This is a genomic window from Paenibacillus sp. HJGM_3 (genome assembly GCF_045062745.1).
Taxonomy (GTDB): domain Bacteria; phylum Bacillota; class Bacilli; order Paenibacillales; family NBRC-103111; genus Paenibacillus_AA.
In genome coordinates this window covers 1-15,545 of the sequence record NZ_JBJGED010000045.1, presented here as the reverse complement: position 1 = coordinate 15,545, position 15,545 = coordinate 1, and the positions used below count along the sequence as shown (strand labels likewise).

The window sequence follows — 15,545 nt, the reverse complement described above, 5'->3', positions numbered from 1 at the left end:
CCGGTACCTCAGTTCTCTCCAGAAAGTCCGACCTTGCTGTTCACATCCCTGAGCAAAGGGGATAGTGCCTATAAGGCTCAAAAAACCGGTACCTCAGTTCGCTCCAGAAAGTCCGACCTTACTGCTCACATTCCCTGAGCGAAAGGGATAGTGCACATAAGGCTCGAAAAAACCGGTACCTCAGTTCTCTCCAGAAAGTCCGACCTAACGGATCACATTCCCTGAGCGAAAGGGATAGTGCCTATTAGGCTCGAAAAACCGCAACCTGGGCTCGCCCCAGAGACTCCGACGTTACTGTTCACATTCCCTGAGCGAAAGGGATAGTGCTCATAAGGCTCGAAGAACCGATACGTGAGTAGGTACCCCCAACTGCTCACTCCACCTGAGCCAATGGGATAGTACCACAATGGCCTGCGCGAACCTCACCACTCATTAACCCCATAAAAAAAGTGCCTCCCTCTAGGGAGGAACGGCACCTTCTTTTATCAGCACGAATAGCTAATAACATTAAGCTTTGCTTTTGCTCTTGCTCACGTGGCGGCGATCCAGCTCGGCCATGATGTCGTCGAGCGGCAAGCGGGCTTCGCGCAGCAGGACAAGCAGGTGGAAGATCAGATCGCTCGACTCGTAGCGCAGCTCGTCGTTGTCGCGGTTTTTGGCGGCGATGATCACTTCCGCCGTTTCCTCGCCGACCTTCTTCAGAATTTTGTCGATGCCCTTTTCGAACAGATACGTCGTGTAGGCTCCTTCCGGACGCTCTGCATCCCGCTGGGCGATGACGTTCTCGAGCTTGCTCAAGATATCGAAGCGCCCCGCACGGCTCGGTACCCCACATACGTCCACATCCGGCGAGCCCAGATTGATGAATCCGGTAGCCGCTTGGGCTGCCGCCTCTTCAACAGCCGAAGCCGGCGCGTTAGAAGAGCTATCCGATACGATCTCATTGTAAAAGCAGCTGTATTTGCCCGTATGGCAAGCCGGTCCGACTTGATCGACCAACACCAGCAACGTGTCTCCGTCACAGTCATACTTGATCGATTTTACCTTTTGAATGTGGCCGGATGTCGCTCCCTTGTGCCACAGCTCCGAGCGCGAACGGCTCCAGAACCAGGTCTCACCCGACTCGACCGTCCGAGAGAGCGAGTCCTCGTTCATATAAGCCAGCATAAGCACTTCTTTGCTGATGGCGTCCTGCACGATCGCCGGCACTAAACCGTTCGCATCCCACTTGATGTTCGAGCGCCAGTCGCTGCCCAGTTGGTTCGTCATCGAATTTCAACCCCTTTTTGTCTCAAGTCTTGTTTCACTTGATCGATGGTAAGTTCTTTATAATGGAAGATGGTCGCAGCGAGACCGGCATCGGCCTTACCTTCCGAGAAGACATCATAAAAATGCGACTCCTTCCCAGCCCCGCCCGAAGCGATGACCGGGATGTGCACCCGCTCCGAAACCGCCCGGGTCAGCTTCAAGTCGAAGCCGTCCTTCGTCCCGTCGGCGTCCATGCTCGTGAGCAGGATCTCCCCGGCGCCGAGCCGTTCGACCTCGCTCACCCACTCGAGCGCCCGGATACCCGTTTCGTTGCGGCCCCCGTGCGTGTACACTTCCCATTCGCCCCAGCTCTCGTTATACTTGGCGTCTACCGCCACGACGATACATTGGGACCCGAACTTGGAAGCCCCGTCCGCTACGAGACGAGGGTTCTTCACGGCGGCTGTGTTGATGCCGATTTTGTCCGCTCCGGCTCGAAGGAGCCGCTTCATGTCTTCGACGCTGGAGATGCCGCCTCCGACTGTGAACGGGATCGTGATCTCGCCCGCGGTCTTCTTCACGACCTCGACCATCGTCGCGCGTCCTTCTACGGAAGCCGAGATGTCGAGAAAGACTAGCTCGTCGGCCCCTTCGCGGTCATAGACGGCGGCCAGCTCCACCGGATCTCCGGCATCACGCAAATTGACGAAATTGACCCCTTTGACGACCCGTCCGTCCTTCACATCCAAACAAGGAATGATACGTTTTGCTAGCATGCGCTTCTCTCTCCCTACCCCAGCATCCTCAGCCGGTTAGACCGGAATACGATTCTGCACGAGCTTCAAATAATTATCGAGCAGCCGCATACCGAGCGGACCGCTCTTCTCCGGATGGAACTGCATGCCGAACACTTGACCGCGGCCTACGATCGCCGTGACCGGCTGATAATAATCGGTCGTGGCGAGCAGGTCCGACGGCTGCTCCGGCTTCACATGGTACGAGTGCACGAAGTACACGTGCCCTTCTTCCAGTCCGCTGAACAATGGATGCTGCGGCTGTTCGAACTGCAGCTTGTTCCACCCCATGTGCGGCACCTTGTAGTCCCCTTGGAACCGCACGACGCGGCCCGGAAGGAGGCCCAGCCCTTCATGGTGTCCATGCTCCTCGCTCTCGGCGAACAACAGCTGCATGCCGAGGCAGATGCCGAGCAGCGGCTTGCCGGACTGCGCGTAGTAGCGCACGGCTTCCCCTAGACCGGTGTCGCGCAGGTTGTGCATCGCGTCGCCGAATGCGCCTACGCCCGGCAAAATCGCGCCGTCCGCCTGCATCAGTTCGCCCTCATCGGAAGTGACGACCGCGTCTACGCCGAGCCGCTCTACCGCCTTGCTCACGCTGTGCAGATTGCCCATCCCGTAATCGATAATGGCGATCACGTTAGAGCACTCCCTTCGTCGACGGCACGCCGGTCACCCGTGGGTCGATCGACGTCGCTTCGTCCAGCGCGCGGCCCAGCGCTTTGAAGATCGCTTCCACCATGTGGTGGGTGTTCTGGCCGTAGTGCAGGATGACGTGCAGTGTAATCCGCGCTTCGAGCGCGAACTTCCACAGGAACTCGTGCACAAGCTCGGTCGTGAAGCTGCCGACCTGGTTGGACGGGAACGTCGCGCGGTATTCGAGATGCGGCCGGTTGCTGATGTCGATCGCCACTTGGGCGAGCGCCTCGTCCATCGGCACGAATACGTTGGCGTATCGCTTGATGCCGCGCTTGTCACCGAGCGCTTCCTTCAGCGCATGCCCTAGGCAGATGCCGATGTCCTCGGTCGTGTGATGGTCGTCGATCTCGATGTCGCCTTCGGCTTCGACCTTGAGGTCGAACTGTCCGTGCTTGGTGAACAAGTCGAGCATATGGTTCAAGAACGGCACGTCTGTGGCAATCTCGGAGACGCCGGTTCCGTCTACATTGAAGTGGAGTTTGATGTTCGTTTCGTTCGTCTTACGTTCGATACCCGCCGAGCGGGACCGGTTCGACTCGATCGTCATGCTACTTCCCTTCCTTCTCCAGGCGAATTTGGATCGCTCGGGCGTGTGCTTCCAGCCCTTCGTGCTTGGCGAGCGTCATGATCGCTTCCCCGTTCGCCAGCAGCGCTTCCTTGCTGTACGAGATCAAGCTCGTCTTCTTCAAGAAGTCGTCGACGTTCAGCGGCGACGAGAACCGTGCCGTGCCGTTCGTCGGCAGCACGTGGTTCGGCCCGGCGAAGTAGTCGCCGACGGGCTCCGAGCTGTAGGCGCCGAGGAACACGGCGCCCGCGTTCTCGATGCGGCCGAGCAGGCCGAACGGCTCTGCGACGAGCAGCTCGAGGTGCTCCGGCGCCAGCCGGTTCACCGTGTCGAGCGCCTCGTCCAGGCTGTCCGCGAGCAGGATCGCGCCGCGCTCGCGGACCGAGACCGCGGCGATGTCGCGCCGCGGCAGCGCCTCGAGCTGTCGCGCGACCTCGGCGGCGACGGCGTTTGCCAGTGTGCGCGACGTCGTCACGCAGAGCGCGGATGCCATCTCGTCGTGCTCGGCCTGCGAAAGCAAGTCGGCTGCGATGTACGCCGGGTCGGCGCTGTCGTCCGCGAGCACGAGGATCTCGCTCGGCCCGGCGATCGAGTCGATCGCGACGGTGCCGTACACGGCGCGCTTCGCCAGCGCGACGTAGATGTTCCCCGGGCCGACGATCTTGTCGACCGGGCGGATCGTGGCGGTGCCGTAAGCGAGCGCCCCGACGGCCTGCGCGCCGCCGACCCGGTACATCTCGCGAACGCCGGCTTCCGCCGCGGCCACGAGGATGTACGGGTCGATGCCGGCTTGGCCGTTCGTGGCCGGCGGCGTCACCATCACGATCTCCGGCACCCCGGCCACCTGCGCGGGGATGACATTCATGAGCACCGACGACGGGTACGCCGCTTTGCCGCCGGGCACGTACAGGCCGACGCGCTTCAGCGGGCGGATGATCTGCCCGAGCAGGCTGCCGTCCGGCTGCAGGTCCATCCACGAGGTGCGCGCCTGCTTCTCGTGGAAGCGGCGGATGTTCGCCGCCGCTTGCCGCAGCGCTGCGACGAACGCCTCGTCTACGCGGCCGTAGGCCGCTTGGATCTCCGCTTCCGTGACGCGGAGCTGGTCCGGTTCGACCCGCACGCGGTCGAACTGCTCGCTGAACCGCGTCAGGGCCGCGTCGCCCTCGGCCCGCACTTGCTCGAGCACGGCGCGAACGGTCTCGTTCTGCTCTGCCGTGCCATAGTCCACTTCACGCGCCAAGGCAAACGACTTGGCTGGTATAATACGCATTCGAATTCCCCTCCTCTTACGACGACTTCACACCGGCCGCCTGAATGACCGGCTGCAGCCGGTCGCACATCAGCTGAATCGCTTCGTTCTTCATCCGGTAGCTGACGCGGTTCGCGATCAGCCGGCTCGTAATCTGCGCGATCGTCTCCATCTCCACTAGCCCGTTCTCGCGGATCGTATTGCCCGTCTCGACCAGATCGACGATGCGGTCGGCGAGCCCGATCAGCGGCGCCAGCTCGACGTTGCCATTTAGCTTAATAATCTCAACCTGCTGGCCCTTCTCGCGAAAATATTGGGAAGCCACGTTCGGAAACTTGCTCGCCACGCGCGGATTCAGTACGGGTTGCCACGTCGGCAAGCCGATCACCGAAAACCGGCAGCGCGCGATGCCCAGGTCGAGCAGCTCGTAGACGTTCCGGTTCTCTTCCATCAGCACGTCCTTGCCGACGATCCCTACATCCGCTACGCCATACTCCACGTAAGTCGGCACGTCCGCCGGCTTCGCGATGATGAACTCCATCCCGACTTCCGGGGCGGGGAGGATGAACTTCCGCGTCTCGTCCAAATCCTCGGGAATCGGGATGCCCGCCTGATGGAACAAGCGGCTGATATGCTTGACGATGCGGCCTTTCGGAACCGCTACCTTCAATAGATCACCCATGAAGCGCCGCTCCTTCCTTTTCGTTTTTATAGAAAATCAATGATCTCGTCATATTCCGTTTGTTCACCAACTGCACCCGCGCCATGAACCGCATCCGTCACCCGCAGCGTCTCGACGATCACGCCTTCCCGCGCGCGCAGCTCGCTCGCCCGGCTCAGGGCGGCCTGCAGCTCTGCCGGCGTGTAGCGGATCAAAATCCGGTACGGCGCTTCGACCGGCTCGGAGCCGATCACTTCCATGATCCGGTTCGTCTTCAGGGCGAACCCGGTGGCCGGCGCCGGCCGATGGAACTGCCGCAGCAGATTGTCGTACCGCCCGCCGTTGCATACCGGGAAGCCGAGATCGGAGGAATAGCCTTCGAACGTCATGCCCGTGTAGTACGAGAAATCGCCGATCATCGTCAGGTCGATCAGCACGTGCTCGTTCACCCCGTACGCCTTCAGCACGTCCCACACCTCGCACAGGTGCTGGATCGCGTCACTCGCCGTCCGCTCCTGGGTCAGCTGACGCGCCTGCTCGCAGATCTCCTCGCCGCCTCTCAGCCGCAGGACGCCCTCCAGCTCCTGACGCACGGAGTCCGACAGGTCGAACTGTCGGAGCAGCGTCCGATACCCCACATGATCGCGCTGCAGCAGGCGATCCTTCAGCGCGTTCTGCTCGTTCACCCGGTTAGGCAGCGATTCCTGGAACAATCCGTTCAGAAAGCCTACATGACCGAGAGCGATCTTGAACTGCTTCACGCCGGCGGCCTTCAAGCTCGCGATGGCGAGCGCCACGACTTCCGCATCCGCCTCCGCGGACGCATCGCCGATCAGCTCCACGCCGGTCTGGTAAAATTCCGCCTCCCGGCCGGCCTCCTCCTCGAAAGCGCGAAACACGTTGGAATGGTACGACAGCCGGAGCGGCAGCGGATGGTCCTTCAATAACGAGGCCGCTACTCGGGCGATCGGCGCGGTCATATCCGAGCGGAGCACAACCGTCGTCCCCCGCTTGTCAAGCAGCTTAAACAGTTTCCGGTCGGTAGTGGAGCTCGCTAAGCCCACCGTATCGTAATACTCGAGCGTGGGCGTAATGATTTGCCGGTAGCCCCAGCGCTGCATGCAATCCAGCACGCGGGCTTCGATGCGCCGCAGCTTCGCGACCGCCTCGGGCAAATAATCTTTGACCCCGGTCGGCTTCTCAAACACTTTCGGCTTGGACATGTCAACTCACCTCATTAACGGCAGCTTCGTCATCTATCGGTAATCGCTTTAGCGCGATAATGTGCTACCATATTACCATGCTACCAAAATAAAGATATGTGTAAGTTTAACATGCACACGATTCGCCGTCAACGGCATTTCCCTAGCTCTCCTGGAATTTCCTTGCAACGCCAAAACAACCGGAGGCGCTCCCCCGGTTATCGTTCCACATTCGCCCATTCTTCCCTCACTATGCCTCCGTCCGATCGGTCCCTTCCCGGATCACCTGCAGCGGATTGCCAACCACGAAGCTCCCCGGCGCCACGTCCTTATGGACGACGGCACCGGCTCCCACGACGGCATTGTCTCCGATCGTCACGCCCGGCAGCACCGTCACATTCGCACCGATCAAGACGTTGGATCCGATTCGAATCTCGCCCAACCGGTATTCCTTGATCAGATACTCATGGGTAAGCAGCGTGGAGTTGTAGCCAACGATGGTGTTGTTCCCGACCGTGATTTTCTCCGGAAAAAATACATCCACCATGACCATCAAGGCAAACGCCGTTTCCTTCCCCACCTTCATCCCCAACACACGGCGGTAGATCCAATTTTTCATCGGCAACGAAGGGCAGTACCGGGAAATCTGGATAAACACAAAATTACGTACCGCCTTCCACTTGCTGACGGTGCTGTACATTTGCCATAACGCGTTCGGTCCGTCTACGGGATACCGCTTCGTGTTCCTCAAAGGCGCTCCCTCTTCGCTCCTACAATGTCGATTAGCTCCCCGATGCGGTTGATGATGTATGTGGGCTCGAACTGCCGCAGATGCGCTTCGCCCTTCAGCGACCAGCCCACTCCTACGCTTGCCACTCCGGCCGCTCTCGCCGCCAAGATGTCGTATTGACTGTCTCCCACCATGACGGCTTCGGAAGCGGGCACGTTCAACTGCTCCAGCGCCTTGATCACCATCGCCGGATCGGGCTTGCCTAGCGCGACGTCTTCTACCGTTACGATCGTGTCCATAAACGCGTCGAGGCCGGTCAGCTTCAGTCCCATAAGCGTCGTCATCCGCATTTTGTTCGTGACCACGCCCATACGCATGCCGGCCGCTTTCAGCTCGGCGAGCGTCTCTCGTACGCCGGGGAACTCCCTCACCAGCTCATCGTGCTTGCTGATGTTGAAGGCGCGGTACTTTTTCACGAGCTCCTCGATGTCATCCCGTCCGGTGAAAAACTTAATTTGCTCGTTCAGAGAAAACCCCATGTGCGGAATAATGTCATCCCGGGTGTACGCCTTGTCTGTGATGCCTTCCAACGTATGCAGAAACGATTCGATGATCAACTCGTTCGTGTCGACGATTGTGCCATCCAAATCGAATAATACGGTCGTGATGCTCCCCATTGCTGCTTGTCTCCTTTAGGTCCTGTAGCCAGATCTTCTCTTCGCGCGGTTAAATGCCTTCCCCGGCCTCAACGGTTTTCGCCGGTTCGCGTGTGGAGTGAATCGGATCGCTATAGCGTTCCTCGGCCCAGCCTTTGCGCCGCCGCACTACGATAAGCACAATCGCTGCGATGATTAATAGAATGGCCAATAGCTGCGAAATTCTTACATTGCCATATTCCATAGCTCCCGCCTCGAACAACCCGGTCATCGGCATCCAGAGGGCATCCACGAAGCTCCGCAGCCATTCCGGTGCGGTAATCGCCAAGCTGTCGGTCCGCAGCCCTTCGATGAAGAACCGTCCGATCGAATACCAAATGAAATAGCTGAGGAACAACTCCCCGGCGCGGAGGAATTTTTGGCGCCGCAGAACGATCAGCAGAACCAGCCCGACCAAGTTCCACAGCGACTCGTAGAGAAACGTGGGATGGTAGAACTCGCCGTCTATGTACATCTGATCGATGATGAAATTCGGCAAATGCAGCGTGTCGCGCAGGAACGATTCGGATACCGGCCCGCCGTGCGCCTCTTGATTGACGAAGTTGCCCCACCGCCCGATGAGCTGCCCCGCGATGAGTGATGGTGCACAAATGTCGGCGATGCGCCAGAAGTTATAGCCGCGTCTGCGGACGAAGATGACCGCCCCGATAATGGCGCCGATCAGTGCGCCGTAGATGGCGATGCCGCCGTGCCAGATGGCGAACACTTCCCACAGGTTGTCCTTGTACGCGTCCCACTTGAACGCCACGTAGTAGATGCGCGCCCCGATGATCGCCGACGGCACCCCGATGAGCAGCAAATCCATGAAAAACTCCGGGGGCAATCCGAACCTCTTGCCCTCCTGGACGGCGAGCAGCAGGCCGATCAGCGCCGCCGAGCCGAGAATGATGCCATACCAGTGCACCGGGATCGGGCCCAGCGAGAAGGCGATCGGATTCAACAATACGTGCATACCTTAATCTCCCTTTCGGTCTCTAATCTATTCCGAAGCCCGAGGCCGATGTGCCCCTCGACCGGCTTATACGTCGGAATCGTCCAGGTCGCCCGCGAGCGTCTCCGTCAGCTTGTTCGTGAATTGCAGGGCCGCGTTATACCCCATGCGCTTCAGGCGGAAGTTCATGCCGGCTACCTCGATGATAACTGCCAAGTTCCGGCCCGGCCGAACGGGAATCGTCACGAGCGGCAGATCGGTATCGATAATACGCGTCGTCTCTTCGTCGAGCCCGAGTCGGTCGTACTCCTTGTCCTGCTGCCACGTCTCGAGCCGGATCACGAGGGTGATCTTCTTCACATTGCGGATCGCGCCCGCCCCGAATAACGTCATGACATTGATGATGCCGACCCCGCGAATTTCGAGCAAATGCTTGATCAATTCCGGCGCGTTGCCGATCAATACATTCTCCGCCACTTGGCGAATCTCCACCGCGTCGTCGGCGACGAGCCGGTGGCCGCGCTTGACGAGCTCCAGCGCCGTCTCGCTCTTCCCGATGCCGCTGGACCCGGTAATGAGCATCCCGATGCCGTACACGTCCACCAGTACGCCATGGATGGTCGTCGAGGGCGCCAGCTTGTTCTCCAGGAAGCCGGTGATCCGGCTGACGAGCGTCGTGGTGGCGATCGTCGAACGCAAGATCGGCATCCCGTATTCGTCAGCCGCCTCCAGGATCTCGACCGGCGCCGTCATGCCGCGCGTGATGACGTAGCACGGGGTTTCCTCCTCCGCGCACATGCGCTGCATGCGATCCCGGCGCTCCTCGGCGGTCAACGTCTCGAAGAAGGTCAGCTCCGTCTTCCCTAGAATTTGTACCCGCTCTTTCGGATGATAGGCAAAATAGCCCGCGATCTCCAACCCGGGCCGATACAGATCGGCCACCTTGATCAACCGGTTCAATCCTTGTTCGCCTGCCAGCACTTCCAGCTGAAACGCCTGGACGAGGTCGGACACCTTCGTCTTTTTCCCCATGTTCAAGTCCCCTTATGCTAGACCCGGCGTTCTGCGTACCGGGTCCGATCTGATGTCGGTGCCTCAGCCTTTGTTACATTCCTACAGCCATCGTATCGAAATAATGCGAGGAACGCAACCGTCATCCCCCACAATGTGCCGCTAGGCCTCCGGAGTAGAGGCGAATTCTTTCCTGTGGACCCCGGACCAAAACAAAAAGGGCCAGCGCTGGGCTGACCCTACTTCGATCCTGATTAGCTCAGGAGAACGTTCTTTTCGGTTTCTTTGTCGAAGATGTGGACCTTGTTCATGTCGAATGCCAGCTTCACGCTCATGCCGTCCTTGAAGGACGTGCGGGAGTTCAGACGAGCGACAACCGGGTTCGGTCCGATGCCGTTCAAGTACAGCTGCATTTCGTGACCGAGGTTCTCCACGACTTCGATGTTCCCGTTCACGATGCTGTTCGGGGAACCTTCGATGAAGATCGGCTCATCGTGCAGGTCTTCCGGACGAATCCCGAATACGACTTCTTTGCCGATGTAGCCTTTTTCTTTCAACAGTTGGGCTTTGCCGTCCGGCATTACCACGTCTACGCCCGAAGCCTTGAAGCGAACTTGACCGCCGGATTCCGACAGGCTGCCGGAGATGAAGTTCATCGAAGGCGAGCCGATGAAGCCTGCCACGTACATGTTCACCGGGTAGTTGTAGATCTCTTCCGGCGTAGCGGCTTGCTGGATGATCCCTTGGTGCATAACGACGATCCGGTCGCCCATGGTCATAGCTTCCGTCTGGTCGTGGGTTACGTAGATGATCGTCGTTTCCAGACGCTTGTGCAGCTTGCTGATCTCAGCGCGCATCTGTACGCGAAGTTTGGCGTCCAAGTTGGAAAGCGGTTCGTCCATCAAGAAGACTTGAGGATCGCGGACGATGGCGCGGCCCAAGGCAACGCGCTGACGCTGACCGCCGGACAGAGCCTTCGGCTTGCGGTCGAGCAATACTTCGATATCGAGAATTTTGGCCGCTTGACGCACGCGAGCGTCGATTTCGGCTTTTTTGAATTTACGCAGTTTCAGACCGAACGCCATGTTCTGATAAACGTTCATATGCGGGTAGAGGGCGTAGGATTGGAACACCATCGCGATGTCGCGGTCCTTCGGTGCCACATCGTTCACGAGGCGGTCGCCGATGTACAGTTCTCCGGAAGTGATTTCCTCCAAGCCAGCGATCATACGGAGCGTCGTGGACTTGCCGCAACCGGACGCGCCTACGAGTACCAGGAACTCTTTGTCCTTAATCTCGAGGTTGAAGTCTTTTACTGTGTCTTCTGCAGCGCCAGGATACTTCTTCACGACATGAGATAAGCGGACACCTGCCATGGTTGATTCCCCCTAATAATTATAAATTAATCATAGACCTATCTTAACCTACCGCCGGACCCGTGACTATGCACATTGCCTACAAAAAAATTAGTTTCTTTTCGTCACTTTGTACAATAGTAAGGCAATGTACACAAGGACCGCATGGCGGAAGTTGCGCACCTCGAGTCCGGTCTCCTGCTTGAACTTATCCAGCCTGTACAACAAGGTATTGCGATGGATGAACAGCCGCTTCGCCGTCTCGCTCACATTGCAATCGAGCGCCAGGAACTGCTCCAGCGTGGTGAGCATCTCGAGATCGAGCAGCGCGTCCATGCGCTTCAGCACCCGTTCGACGAACTCGGCCTTCTCTTCCTCTGGAATCCAGTGCAGCAGCTTCTCCATCTGCAGCTTCCACGGCAAATGGATGTATTCCGTCACGTGATACGTCTGCCCGAGCGTGATCGCTTCGCGCAGCCGAACGACGGTCTGCAGCATCGACTTGGATGGCCGGATCGGGTACGAAACGGAGAGGTGGCATTCGCCTACCCATTCGCTCGCCAGCATTTCGTGCAGGCCGTCGCAGATAGATTCGAGCGTATCCTCGAGCGCCTCTTCCTCTCCATCGTTTTTTCCGGCGTCGCTTCCGGCCAGCAAGAGCGATTCCGGGACGAGAATGAGCCATTCTTTGTCCAGCAGCGGGAGCAGGACGACATCGCCTTCGAAGAACGTTTCCAGCAGCTTTTTCAGCTCCTGGTAATTCGTTTTGCGCTGATCGGAATAGTCGCCGTATAAGAGAATCGGAATTTTGGACGTATAAAAAGGAAACAACGAAGCTACCATCTCGGGCATCTCGCCCTCCGTGATTCCGGCCTCCAGCTCTTGTACGATCCAACTGCGGATCGCGCCGGCTTTGCGTTCATCGTCGGACACCGGTGAGAGCGATTGCATTTTTTCCTGAGACCGGTAAGCTTCGAGCGTCAGTTCCACCAATTGCTGCTCGGATGGCGTCAAGAGCGGCTCGTCGATGGCCAGGGCGTAGACGGAGCTTCCGTCCTTGTATAAATAAAAATAGCGGGTATGTTCATGAACGATGCTCTTCGAGGCGGCGATCGACCCGTTCGGGTCCATGCGGCTCCATTCGGCTGCGGGGAACGAAGTTAAGCGAATGGCTGTATTCAGTATTTGCTCTAGCTGTTGCTTGATCAAGTTCCAGTTGGTCACCGTCATCCCCCCGTTGTTAGTCTACCTCCCATGATACTCTTTTTAGGAGAGGATGAAAACCCAAGCGCCTTGTGCAACGGGGCAGCGGCTCAGGTCGAGGTCAGGACGATGATGATCGAGAGCAGGGAGAACAACGCTCCTATTAAATATAGGAAGGAAACCGTTTGGGTCTGCGAAAGCCCCCACTTCATCAGCGTATGGTGCGTATGCAGCTTGTCCGCCCGGTGCAAGCCTTTACCGCTCAGCAGGCGCCGGCCAAAAACAATAACGGTATCGAGGATCGGCACTCCCATCGCCAGCACGGGAACGGCAATCGAGACGAAGGTCGCTTGCTTGAGCGTGCCGTCAATCGCCAGTACCGCTAGTACGTAGCCCAAGAACACCGCCCCCGCATCCCCCATGAAAATCCGGGCCGGATAGAAGTTGAAGAGGAGGAACGCCAAGCTCGCCCCAACGACAATGGCGGCCATGACCGCGGACCCTTCTTCCCCCACGAGCAGCGCCGCTACCAGCAAAGTCCCTGCCGAAATCGTGACAATGCCTGACGCCAGACCGTCCACTCCGTCGATAAAATTGATCATGTTCATGATGCCGAACACCCAAGCCATCGTGGCCAGCACGCTTAGTCCCACTGGAAATATGTACATCCCGCTGCCGCCAACCTTGGAGATCCCTTCAATCTGGATGCCTTGCCAGATCGGGACGGCGGATGCGGCTATATAGACGAGCAGTCTAGGCCATACCGGAAATTCCCGGCCCTGGGTTTTATACCAATCGTCCACGAGGCCAATGATCAGAAGTGCCGTTCCACCTGTGAGAAGCGTAATGAACCGATTGCTGAATCCGTCGAACAGCCACAAGGCTGTCAGGCAGCCCAGATAGATGGCGATACCTCCCATTAAGGGGATCGGATGGGCATGTATTTTGCGCACGGTGGGGCGATCGACGAAGCTGACCTTCAAGGCCACATAGCGCATCAAGGGCACTAAGCCGACCACGAGGAGAAAGCTCGTTATAAAAGGAATAAAGGCTTGCATGCAGTTAGGCTCCTTTCCGCTCTTCTGTCCTTTGTCCTTTAGCCTCTCCGAAAACGACAAGGGTCATTCTGGATGGATGAGCCGAACGCGGAAAGGCAATAAATAGTGGAGGGATTTGTTGAAAGGGGCTGCGAGCCAAATGTATCAGTTGCCATACGGATCGACAACGGTGCCCGTCCGATTGCCGGCTGAAGCAACCGTCCAAGAGATTACATACCGCCTGGAGGCTAGCGCCGATGCTGCATCGCTGTTACGGCAAGCCCTGGCTCACCCGATCGGTTCGGAGCCGCTTCACCGGGTAGCCCAAGGAAAGCGTTCGGCCGTCATTCTTATCAGCGACCCTTCCCGCTTGTGCCCCAGCTACCTGTTGCTGCCGTACTTGCTCGAGGAGCTGAATCGGGGAGGTCTTCCCGACGAGGCGATCCGCATCGTTGTAGCGCTCGGCGCTCATCGGAAGCTTAGTGCAGCGGAGCTGAAAACTTTGACCGGCCCGGACGTGTACAAGCGGGTATCCGTACTCAACCACTCGGCTCAGCCAGAAGATTGTGTTTATTTGGGGACGAGTACACGAGGCACTCCTTTTGAAATCAATCGACACGCCGCGACCGCCGACTTGATCGTAGCGACGGGTAATATCGAACCCCATCGTCTGGTCGGGATCTCAGGAGGTGTCAAAGCGATCGTCCCCGGAGTAGCCTCCTTGCGCTGCATCGAGCACAACCACGCTTTGTCTCAACAATTCCAGGTCCAACCTGGGCATGTGGATAATCCGATTCATCGGGACTTGGAGGAAGTCGTGCCTTACTTGCCCCCCACGTTCCTGCTAAACGTAATCGTGGATCACAACAGGACGGTTGGTGGAGCCGTAGCGGGCCATCTGCTCGAGGCTCACCGGGTAGGTCTGCGGCAAGCCGTATCTTCCTTCCTGGTGCCCCCCGCCGGTCCCTTTGATATGGTCATCGCTTCCGCGGGCGGCCATCCGAAGGACATGCATCTGTACCAGGCACTCAAGACGCTGCAAAATGCCGCCTCCCTCACGCGTCCCGGAGGTGCGATCGTTCTGGTGGCGAGCTGTGCGGAGCGGTTCGGCAACGGCATCTTTCAATATTGGATGGAGACCATGCCGGATCGGGCTATGATGGTAGCGCGGCTGAAGGAGCAGTTCACGCTCGGGGCGCACAAGGTGGAGCATTTGGATAAGGTGCTGGCGCAATGCACGGTGTACTTGTACTCGGACATCCCGGATGCGATCGTGGAGCTGACGGGGCTCCTCCCTACCCACGATCTTACCGAGACCGCGAGGGCTTGCGTCGCTTCCGGTCTGACCCGAGTCGCCGTCCTGCCGTATGGGGCGCTTACGTTCGTCCGGGAGGACGGATGAGGCAAACCAAAAACCTCCTTTCCGGGAAGAAAGGAGGTGGATTATTTCAAAAACTGGTGAGCCATGTAGGACTCGAACCTACGACACCCTGATTAAAAGTCAGGTGCTCTACCGACTGAGCTAATGGCTCATGATGCGAATCATGAGGGGATATGGTGGAGGATGATGGATTCGAACCACCGAACTCGTCAGAGAACAGATTTACAGTCTGCTGCGTTTGGCCACTTCGCTAATCCTCCATGGTATGGTGGCTCGGGACGGAATCGAACCGCCGACACGAGGATTTTCAGTCCTCTGCTCTACCGACTGAGCTACCGAGCCATGTCCAGGGCAAAAAAATAAGGTTCCGGTCACTTCACCCGGCAAGGTAAAGTGGCGGAGCCGACGGGATTCGAACCCGCGGTCTCCTGCGTGACAGGCAGGCATGTTAGGCCTCTACACCACGGCTCCGCAATATAATGTCTCGTCCTGGTTGAGGACAAGATGGTGGAGGCTGAGGGGATCGAACCCCCGACCCTCTGCTTGTAAGGCAGATGCTCTCCCGGCTGAGCTAAGCCTCCGAGATACAAGATAGCGGCGGAGGGACTCGAACCCACGACCTCACGGGTATGAACCGTACGCTCTAGCCAGCTGAGCTACGCCGCCATATTTTGATGAAGGGAAAACGGAGAGAAAGGGATTCGAACCCTTGCGGCTGTTACACCCTAACGCTTTAGCAAAGCGCCCCCTTCGGCCTCTTGGG

General features: G+C 58.3%; 15 protein-coding genes and 6 tRNA genes. 1 reads left to right on the top strand and 20 read right to left on the bottom strand.

Features of this window, described 5'->3' with window-relative positions; translation table 11 throughout:
* Positions 1-507 precede the first annotated feature (507 nt).
* The 14 genes from hisIE to ACI5FR_RS31835 form a co-directional block, all read right to left on the bottom strand.
* A complete protein-coding gene (hisIE, locus tag ACI5FR_RS31900) occupies positions 508-1,269 on the bottom strand; it encodes a bifunctional phosphoribosyl-AMP cyclohydrolase/phosphoribosyl-ATP diphosphatase HisIE (RefSeq protein WP_405462124.1) in 762 nt (253 codons plus the stop codon).
* Positions 1,266-2,024, bottom strand: a complete 759-nt coding sequence (hisF, locus tag ACI5FR_RS31895; RefSeq protein WP_405462121.1) for an imidazole glycerol phosphate synthase subunit HisF — start codon at positions 2,022-2,024, stop codon at positions 1,266-1,268. Before hisF ends, hisIE begins: the two co-directional genes overlap by 4 nt.
* 36 nt (positions 2,025-2,060) lie before the next feature.
* The gene (gene hisH, locus ACI5FR_RS31890; RefSeq protein WP_405462119.1) at positions 2,061-2,681 is read right to left on the bottom strand and encodes an imidazole glycerol phosphate synthase subunit HisH; all 621 of its coding nucleotides are present in this window, start codon (positions 2,679-2,681) and stop codon (positions 2,061-2,063) included.
* 1 nt (position 2,682) lies between these two features.
* Positions 2,683-3,288, bottom strand: coding sequence for an imidazoleglycerol-phosphate dehydratase HisB (gene hisB / locus ACI5FR_RS31885; protein WP_405462118.1), 606 nt, complete (start codon positions 3,286-3,288; stop codon positions 2,683-2,685).
* 1 nt (position 3,289) lies between these two features.
* Positions 3,290-4,576, bottom strand: a complete 1,287-nt coding sequence (gene hisD, locus ACI5FR_RS31880) for a histidinol dehydrogenase (protein WP_405462115.1) — start codon at positions 4,574-4,576, stop codon at positions 3,290-3,292.
* Between the two features lie 16 nt (positions 4,577-4,592).
* Positions 4,593-5,237 (bottom strand): ATP phosphoribosyltransferase, encoded by a 645-nt coding sequence (gene hisG, locus ACI5FR_RS31875; protein ID WP_405462112.1) that lies wholly within the window; start codon positions 5,235-5,237, stop codon positions 4,593-4,595.
* A 26-nt stretch (positions 5,238-5,263) separates the two neighbouring features.
* Entirely contained in the window at positions 5,264-6,439 is a 1,176-nt protein-coding gene (locus ACI5FR_RS31870; RefSeq protein WP_405462109.1) for an ATP phosphoribosyltransferase regulatory subunit, read from the bottom strand.
* A gap of 229 nt (positions 6,440-6,668) precedes the next feature.
* Positions 6,669-7,169: an acyltransferase gene (locus ACI5FR_RS31865; protein ID WP_405462106.1), complete on the bottom strand. Its 501-nt coding sequence runs from the start codon at positions 7,167-7,169 to the stop codon at positions 6,669-6,671.
* Positions 7,166-7,825: a pyrophosphatase PpaX gene (gene ppaX / locus ACI5FR_RS31860; RefSeq protein ID WP_405462104.1), complete on the bottom strand. Its 660-nt coding sequence runs from the start codon at positions 7,823-7,825 to the stop codon at positions 7,166-7,168. Before ppaX ends, ACI5FR_RS31865 begins: the two co-directional genes overlap by 4 nt.
* Positions 7,826-7,874: 49 nt before the next feature.
* Positions 7,875-8,816, bottom strand: coding sequence for a prolipoprotein diacylglyceryl transferase (lgt, locus tag ACI5FR_RS31855; protein WP_405462101.1), 942 nt, complete (start codon positions 8,814-8,816; stop codon positions 7,875-7,877).
* Between the two features lie 66 nt (positions 8,817-8,882).
* Positions 8,883-9,827, bottom strand: a complete 945-nt coding sequence (gene hprK / locus ACI5FR_RS31850; protein ID WP_405462099.1) for an HPr(Ser) kinase/phosphatase — start codon at positions 9,825-9,827, stop codon at positions 8,883-8,885.
* 233 nt (positions 9,828-10,060) lie between these two features.
* Entirely contained in the window at positions 10,061-11,182 is a 1,122-nt protein-coding gene (locus tag ACI5FR_RS31845) for an ABC transporter ATP-binding protein (RefSeq protein WP_405462096.1), read from the bottom strand.
* Positions 11,183-11,272: 90 nt separating this feature from the next.
* Complete coding sequence (locus ACI5FR_RS31840) at positions 11,273-12,385, bottom strand: PucR family transcriptional regulator (protein WP_405462093.1); 1,113 nt, start codon at positions 12,383-12,385, stop codon at positions 11,273-11,275.
* Positions 12,386-12,474: 89 nt separating this feature from the next.
* Positions 12,475-13,422, bottom strand: coding sequence for an MraY family glycosyltransferase (locus ACI5FR_RS31835; protein ID WP_405462090.1), 948 nt, complete (start codon positions 13,420-13,422; stop codon positions 12,475-12,477).
* A gap of 139 nt (positions 13,423-13,561) precedes the next feature.
* Between ACI5FR_RS31835 and ACI5FR_RS31830 the strand changes: the two genes are divergently transcribed.
* Positions 13,562-14,803 carry a nickel-dependent lactate racemase family protein gene (locus ACI5FR_RS31830; protein WP_405462087.1) on the top strand — a complete coding sequence of 414 codons (1,242 nt, stop codon included), beginning with the start codon at positions 13,562-13,564 and terminating at the stop codon, positions 14,801-14,803.
* 54 nt (positions 14,804-14,857) lie between these two features.
* On the opposite strand, the gene ACI5FR_RS31825 is transcribed toward ACI5FR_RS31830, so the two are convergent.
* From ACI5FR_RS31825 to ACI5FR_RS31800, 6 genes are all read right to left on the bottom strand, one after another.
* A tRNA-Lys gene (locus tag ACI5FR_RS31825) sits at positions 14,858-14,933 on the bottom strand.
* A gap of 23 nt (positions 14,934-14,956) precedes the next feature.
* A tRNA-Tyr gene (locus tag ACI5FR_RS31820) sits at positions 14,957-15,042 on the bottom strand.
* Positions 15,043-15,048: 6 nt separating this feature from the next.
* Positions 15,049-15,124: transfer RNA gene (locus ACI5FR_RS31815), tRNA-Phe, on the bottom strand.
* 52 nt (positions 15,125-15,176) lie between these two features.
* Positions 15,177-15,253, bottom strand: a tRNA-Asp gene (locus ACI5FR_RS31810).
* Positions 15,254-15,287: 34 nt separating this feature from the next.
* Positions 15,288-15,363, bottom strand: a tRNA-Val gene (locus tag ACI5FR_RS31805).
* 11 nt (positions 15,364-15,374) lie between these two features.
* Positions 15,375-15,448, bottom strand: a tRNA-Met gene (locus ACI5FR_RS31800).
* Between the last annotated feature and the right edge of the window lie 97 nt (positions 15,449-15,545).